Consider the following 7,364-nt stretch of genomic DNA (forward strand, 5'->3'; position numbering starts at 1 on the left):
GCCCGGACGTCCGGGGTCGGCAACGCCCGCGCCCGGCGCAACCCCGGCCCCGACAGCGACGCCAGCCCCGGGGCAGCAGGGTGGAACGCCTCCTGCCGGCGCGCCCGCCGCCGGGACTTCGGCTGCGCCGCCGCAGGCTGGTGCGCCCGCCCGGCCGCCGGCACCTCCGGCCGGCGCCGCGGCTCCGACCGTGGTGCCCGGCACGCCGGCCGCAGCGCCGCCGCCCGACCGGGCACAATACAGACCGCCGACGGTCGCGCCGGCTTTCCGCGCCGCGCCGACAGTCGCCGCGCCCCTGCCGCCGCCGCCGCGTCCGCAGCAGCGTGACCTGACGCCGCTCGCGATCGGCGCGGGCGTGGTGGCCGGCGCCGTGATCGGCGCCACCATCGCCGATATCCATAACCAGCGGCGCGAGGTCGTCGAAGGCGGCCGCACCGTCTACACCGAGCCGGACCGCATCATCATCCGCGATCCGGGCGGGCAGGCTTACGTCCGCGGCAACGATCTCTATCGCTTCCGCTATGGCGCCCGCGACATCCGCACCGACACCGTCGGCGGCGAAACCCGCACCGTCGTGATCCGTCCCGACGGCAGCGAGGTGATCACCGTGGTCGGGCCGGACGGCTCGCTGCTGCGTCGTATCCGCCGGGACCCGCGCGGACGCGAGATCGTGATCATCGACAACACCTACCGCGATCCGCGGGCGGTCGGCGGCTTCTACGTCGACGTGCCGCCGCCGGTGGTCAACATTCCCTACGATCGCTACATCGTCGACGCCCAGGAGGCGCCGCCGCAGGTGATCTACGAAACGATGCGGGCTCCGCCGGTGCAGCGGATCGACCGGCGCTACTCGCTCGACGAGATCCGCTACAGCCCGAATGTTCGCATGCAGATGCCGAGCATCGACGTCAACACGATCAACTTCGAGACCGGATCGTGGACCATTCCGCCGGATCAGGCGGCGCGGCTGCAAGTGATCGCCGACGGCATCAACCAGGCGCTCCAGGCCAACCCGCAGGAGGTGTTCCTGATCGAGGGCCACACCGATGCGGTCGGCAACGAGGTCGACAATCTGTCGCTGTCGGATCGCCGCGCGCAGGCCGCAGCTGAATTGCTGACGCAGCAATTCAGTGTGCCCGCGGAGAACCTGACGTCGCAGGGCTATGGCGAGCAGTATCTGAAGGAGCAGACGCAAGGCGCGAGCCTGATCAACCGGCGCGTCACCGTCCGTCGCATCACGCCGTTGCTCAACGGCGACCAGGCCAACGCGGCGCCTCCGCCGCGCCAGTAAGACCTTCGCAGAAGACAATGGCCGGGAGCGATCCCGGCCATTTTTCTTGTCACGCCGTCATTGCTTCCGACGGCAGGCATGCCTCGCAAACGGCGGCAACATGCCGGTGATCAGTGCCGCAACAGCCGCCGAGAATGCGCATGCCGGGGAATGCGCGCCTGAGCAAATGGTAGCGGCGGCCGAGATCTTGGGGATCACCACTGTCCAGCGCCTCCGATTCGTCGAGCTCGGCGTGGCTCTTGACCGATGCATTGGCTCTGATGCCGTGGATGCGCTGAACCCACGCCTCGCCTGCGGCGAGTGCACTCTCGAAGTGAGTTGGGTGCGCGCAATTGATCAGGAAGTATTCGCAGGCACGTTCAGTTGCGTCGTCGATCGCCTCGATCGCCTCGCGCAGCGACTCTCCCCGGACGAGGCGGCCATCGGTTTCGACCGTGAAAGAGATGGCGACCGGAATGTCCTGCCTCTTGGCTGCACGGACCACGCCCACCGCTTCGTTGATGCTGTTCAGCGTGAATGCAGTCACCATGTCGGCGCCCGCCTCGGCGAAGGCCGCGATCTGGCCTGAGTGGTAGGCTTCCGCCTCCGCCGCGTCCATGTTGCCGGCCTTGTAGCCGTCGCCTCGCGGACCGATCGCGCCGTTGATGACGCAAGGCATGCCGGGCAACTCCCAAGCGCCGCGCAATTCGTCGAGGAAGCGGATGGCGCGCATGTTGATGGCCTCGAGCCTGGCGGCATCATAGCCGAGCTTGGCGCCCCAATCAGGGTTGGCGCGCCAGGTCGGACTGTCGAGGACAAAGCCGAGCCCATGCTGCCGCGCGATACGCAGGTAGGCTTCGTAGTACTGCCTCAAATGCGCGCGGCCATCCGCGCTGTCGAGCAGCACAAATGCCGCAAAGTGGGGCAGCTCCAGCCCGTGCTGAAAGATGAGGGTTGTTTCCATGCCGCCATCGGTCAGGAAAATGCCGCCGCCGCGCTGCGGCAGACCATGTCTGTATCTGGCCATTGATCGCTCCATCATTTGGACGGGCCGCTCTCTTCACTCGGTCGCGCTAGGCCCGTGTTCGGTCGCGGCATTTGGTGCCGCATAATGTCGCGTCGCTCTAGAAGCCCCGTGGTGCGGCTGAACTTCCACCCGCAAGCGGAGACAAATCAATGATTTGCAGGAGTCACGCGGAGTGGGCCTTGGCCCCCAAGGGCCAATTTCCGCACCGTCGGTACAGTTCTGGAGACATCGATGGGAAAGGGCGAAGCGACGCGCGAGCGCATTCTCGAGATCGCGGAAGCGGCGGTGCTCGCAAAGGGCTTCGGCGCCACCTCGATCGAGGAAGTCATTGCCGAGGCCGGACTGACCAAGAGCGGCTTCTTCTATCACTTCAGGGACAAGAACTCGCTCGCACGGGAGATGCTGCGTCGCTACGTGGATACAAATGACCGCCTGTTCGACGAGATCTTCAGGCGCGGACGTGAGCTCTCCGACGACCCGCTGCAGTCGTTCCTGATCTCGCTGAAACTACTCGCCGAAGTCATGGCCGATCTGCCGAACGGCCATCCCGGCTGCCTGATCGCCAGCATCTGCTATCAGGAGCGCTTGTTCGACCGCGATGTTCGCGATCTGACCGCGCAATCGGTCCGGATCTGGAATGCGCACTTCCGCGAGATTCTCGACGGCATCGCCGCCATCTATCCGCCCCGCGAGCCGGTCGACCTCGACGATCTCGCGGAGATGATCTCGTGCGTGGTCGACGGCGCAATCATCATGTCGAAGACGCTCAACGACCCGAAGCGGCTGGAGCGACAGATCCTGCTCTTCCGCAGCTGCGTGAAGCTGGTCTTCACGCCGCCTCACTCGTCGTGAATTGATGGAACGTGAGCGGACCAGGGCGGCCCGTCCTGCCGCGCTCGCCAGCGGCAGGAATGTGATTGGGCCCAGGTTGGCCAGTCGCCCCCATCATTCTCGCGCAGCCAATCCCAGCGCCTCGGCCATGACGCGGAACACTTCGGTATTGTCCATCGAGCCGTGCACGCGCTCGCTCCCCGGGCCCGCCGCCGTGACAATGACGTCCTCGCCCGAATGCACGCTGGCGCCGACCAGCGACGACAGATTGCCGGGGCGCAGCACCGCGCCCGGGACCTCCTTGTATTTGTCGTTGGCCTTGAAGGTGCCGTCGTCGCCGGCCTTGACGGTCGGCTCGTTGGGATTGTCGAGCTTCGGACGGAACGTCTCGTAATGATCGGGCAGGCTCGCCGAGAAGATGGCAAGCCGGCGGCTCACGTCGATGCGTGACGGATAACCTTCCGCATCCGGCGCGGGATAGTTGGGGAATCCGGCCTGATCGTAGACCCCGACGCGCTCGCGCAAGGGCACGTTGGGCGTCGTGCCCATGTCGTCGTTCACCGTGCCGACCAGGCTGTTGGGGTGATTGTGATCGGCCAGCACCAGGATGAGGGTGTCGTCGCCGCGTGCGCGCGCCCATTCGCGCGTCTGACGCACCGCGTTGTCGAGCATGATCGTGTCGTAGACCGCGCGCTCCATGTCGAGCAAATGCGCGTATTTGTCGATCATTCCGGATTCGACCATTAGGAAGAAGCCGGCTTCGTTCTTCGAGAGGATTTTCAACGCCGCCTGCACCTGCTCGGTCAAATCAGGCTGCTCGGGGAATTTCTTGACGCCGCCTCCTTTCAGGAATTTGCGGTCGAGCGCGCCGTCCATGTTGCCGGTGGCGAACAGGCCGAGCAGCTTGCTCGTCTCCTGCTTGGCGGCGGAGGCGCTGAGCTCGCCCGCGGTGGTCGCCACCTGATAGCCGGCATCGCGAAACTTCGCGATGTAGTCGGTCTCGTCCTTGCGCTTGGAGCCGGCAGCCGACTTCGGCAGAAAATTCGCGCTGCCGCCGCCCATCATCACATCCGGCTTTGCCGCGAAGAACTGCTCGACGATGTCGTCATAGGCGGCGCGCCGGCGGGTGTGCGCGACCATCGCCGCCGGCGTCGCGTCTTCGATCTCGGTATTGGTGACGACACCGATCGCCATGCCGAGCCGTCTTTTGGCGAGGCTGGTGATGGTTTCGACCTTGGGATCGTCGAGCGGGCTTGCGCTGCGGTCAGCGTAGACGCCGAGGGCATTGACGGCGCTCTTGTGCCCGGTCGCATAGGCGCTCGCCGAGTTCGCGGAGTCCGTGATGATCGAGTCCGAGCCGGCGGTTGCCACCAGCGCCATATGGGGCATGTCGTCGATGGCGAGCTTGCCGCGGCTCTTGCCTTCCGAAATGCCCTTGGACAGGATTCGCGCGGCGACCCGATGCGCCGGCGACATGCCGTCGCCGATGAACAGGATGACGTTCTTCGCCTTGCGCGGGCCGGTGTCGTAAACCGTCCAGGTGACGCTGCGCTGGCGCGTGCCGTCGCTCACCTCCACGGCGACGCTACCCGGCTTGGTCAGCGTGACGTCGCGCAGGACCAGGGCCGACTGCTCCTTGCCGTCCTCGCGCTCGACGAAGGTTCCGGAGCGGCCGAACGCGGCCGCGTAATCCGCGCCGTTCACCGTCACCTTCAACTTGGCGGGATCGACCAGCCCCGGGAGCTCGACCTTGAAGTCGAACTTGGCTCCGGCCAGGATCTCGGCGCGATCGATCGGATAGATCGTCTGCGCCGACGATGATGATGCCCAACAGAGAACAATGAGAGAGGCGAGTGCCGATCCCCTGACCATGTGCGATGCTCCGCAATCCCGTTTCCAACAGTGGAAGCGTAGCGGTCGAGAATGACAGCGTCATTAAGCTCGGTGCCCGGATGGAGCGAAGCGCAATCCGGCTCCGGAAAGCCTCAGCCCTTGTCGCTCTCGAGCCGGAAGATCTGCGAGCCTTCGCTGCCCGACAACAGGCCGGTCTTCGAATAGAGACCGAGCTTGGTGCGGGTGTCGGCGATGTCGAGGTTGCGCATGGTGAGCTGGCCGATGCGGTCGGCCGGCGTGAAGGCGGCGTCCTCCACCTTCTCCATGCTCAGCCGCTCCGGCGCATAGGTAAGGTTGGGGCTCTCGGTGTTAAGGATCGAATAATCGTTGCCGCGGCGCAGCTCGAGCGTGACTTCGCCGGTGACGGCGCGGGCGACCCAGCGCTGTGCGGTCTCGCGCAGCATCAACGCCTGCGAATCGAACCAGCGGCCCTGATAGAGCAGGCGTCCCAGGCGCATGCCGCTGACGCGGTACTGCTCGATCGTGTCCTCGTTGTGGATGCCGGTGACGAGGCGCTCATAGGCGATGTGCAGCAGCGCCATGCCAGGCGCCTCATAGATGCCGCGGCTCTTGGCCTCGATGATGCGGTTCTCGATCTGGTCGCTCATGCCGAGGCCGTGACGACCGCCGATCGCGTTGGCCTCGAGGAACAGCGAGACCGGATCGGAGAAGGTCTGGCCGTTCAGCGCGGTCGGCTGCCCTTCCTCGAAACGCACCACGACCTTCTCGGCCTTGACGGCGCAGTCGTCGCGCCAGAACGGCACGCCCATGATCGGGGTGACGATCTTGATGCCGCTGTCGAGGCTCTCGAGATCCTTTGCCTCATGGGTGGCGCCGAGCAGATTGCTGTCGGTCGAATACGCCTTCTCCGCGCTCATCTTGTAGGCGAAGCCTTGCGCGGTCATGAATGCCGACATCTCGGCGCGGCCGCCGAGCTCGTCGATGAACTGCTGGTCGAGCCAGGGCTTGTAGATCTTCAGGCCGGGATTGGTGAGCAGGCCGTAGCGGTAGAAGCGCTCGATGTCGTTGCCCTTGAAGGTCGAGCCGTCGCCCCAGATGTTGACACCGTCTTCCTTCATCGCTGCGACCAGCATCGTGCCGGTGACGGCGCGGCCGAGCGGCGTGGTGTTGAAATAGGTGATGCCGCCGGTCGAGATGTGGAAGGCGCCGGACTGGATCGCGGCGATGCCCTCGTGGACCAGCTGCGTGCGGCAATCGACGAGGCGCGCGTTCTCGGCGCCGAACTCCATCGCCTTGCGCGGGATCTCGTTGTAGTCGGCTTCATCCGGCTGACCGAGATTGGCGGTGTAGGCGTAGCAGCGCGCCCCCTTCTGCTTCATCCAGAGCAGCGCCGCAGAGGTGTCGAGGCCGCCCGAAAAAGCGATGCCGACTTTCTCACCCTTGGGCAGGCTTTTCAGGATCGTGGTCATGGGGCTTCCAATCGGGTCTCAAGCTGATGTGATGGGTGCGTTCGACCGCGCGAATATCAAATTTCGCGGGGCTCGGCACCCCTTTAATGGCTCAAACCGAGGGCTCGGGGTCGGTCTTGCGGCCGAACAGGCGCTGGCGGAGCCGGTAGGCGGGCATGTTCAACCGGGTCAGGGCGGCATCCACCGCTTCGTCCGAGAACCGCGTCCGCGGCCAGCGGTAAATCAGCGCGTAGGCGAACCAGATCACGACGAAGGTGACGAGGCCGGCGATCGACACGTCCGTGAAAAAGTGCCCGCCGAAGGCCATGCGCAGGGCGCTGGTCAAGGCGCCGAACACCACGGCGGCGGCATAGGCGAGCGGCCGCCACGCCGGCGGCGCCAGCGCGGCCGGCGCCAGCGTCCAGAACGCCGTCGCGCCTTCGCCGGAGAAGAACGAGCAATTGCGCCCGCAAGTGCCGCGCGGATCCCACCACGGCACGAATTGCTGATCGCCGGCAAACGCGGTCACCACCACCGGACGCGGACGGCCCCAATAATTCTTGAACGTCAGGTTGGTCAAAATACCGGCCGACATGGTCATCGTCACCAGCAGGAAGATGACCGTACGCCCCGGCACCATCAGCGGCCGGTCGGGCCGGATCATCTTGACCACGAGCGCGACGATCGAGGGAAGGGCGAAGGCCCAGGCGATCCACATCGCCGCATCGCGCGCAAAGCCGGCCCAGCCGTTCAGCTTGAGCGGAAACGTCTTGGTCTCCGCGTCGAAGAACAGCGAAGCGAGCTTGAGGTCGAGCTCGGGATAGAGGCCGAAGACGACGCCGATCACGAGCCACAGCGCCAGGGCGATGAAGAGTCCAGTCCTGTTCATGGCGCGCGGTTTAGCGGAGTGGGGCGGGGATGGAAACCCCAGGGG

At 65.6% G+C, this 7,364-nt stretch carries 6 protein-coding genes; 2 read left to right on the forward strand and 4 right to left on the reverse strand.

From position 1 onward, the window contains the following. Positions 1–1,291 (forward strand): OmpA family protein (locus I6F21_RS37080; protein WP_225184318.1); only part of this gene is annotated, 1,291 nt, incomplete at its 5' end. A 49-nt stretch (positions 1,292–1,340) separates the two neighbouring features. On the opposite strand, the gene I6F21_RS37085 is transcribed toward I6F21_RS37080, so the two are convergent. Next, entirely contained in the window at positions 1,341–2,297 is a 957-nt protein-coding gene (locus I6F21_RS37085; RefSeq protein WP_225184319.1) for a homocysteine S-methyltransferase family protein, read from the reverse strand. Between the two features lie 231 nt (positions 2,298–2,528). Between I6F21_RS37085 and I6F21_RS37090 the strand changes: the two genes are divergently transcribed. Then, positions 2,529–3,149 (forward strand): TetR/AcrR family transcriptional regulator, encoded by a 621-nt coding sequence (locus I6F21_RS37090; protein ID WP_225184320.1) that lies wholly within the window; start codon positions 2,529–2,531, stop codon positions 3,147–3,149. A 93-nt stretch (positions 3,150–3,242) separates the two neighbouring features. Here I6F21_RS37090 and I6F21_RS37095 read toward each other — a convergent pair whose 3' ends face one another. The 3 genes from I6F21_RS37095 to I6F21_RS37105 form a co-directional block, all read right to left on the reverse strand. After that, positions 3,243–5,000 carry an alkaline phosphatase gene (locus I6F21_RS37095; RefSeq protein WP_225113198.1) on the reverse strand — a complete coding sequence of 586 codons (1,758 nt, stop codon included), beginning with the start codon at positions 4,998–5,000 and terminating at the stop codon, positions 3,243–3,245. Between the two features lie 113 nt (positions 5,001–5,113). Then, positions 5,114–6,451 carry an argininosuccinate synthase gene (argG, locus tag I6F21_RS37100; RefSeq protein ID WP_225157745.1) on the reverse strand — a complete coding sequence of 446 codons (1,338 nt, stop codon included), beginning with the start codon at positions 6,449–6,451 and terminating at the stop codon, positions 5,114–5,116. Positions 6,452–6,542: 91 nt separating this feature from the next. Continuing rightward, positions 6,543–7,319, reverse strand: coding sequence for a phosphatase PAP2 family protein (locus tag I6F21_RS37105; protein ID WP_225184321.1), 777 nt, complete (start codon positions 7,317–7,319; stop codon positions 6,543–6,545). Positions 7,320–7,364: the final 45 nt, after the last annotated feature.

Origin of the sequence: Bradyrhizobium sp. NBAIM03 (assembly GCF_020194055.1) — a bacterium.
GTDB lineage: Bacteria > Pseudomonadota > Alphaproteobacteria > Rhizobiales > Xanthobacteraceae > Bradyrhizobium > Bradyrhizobium yuanmingense.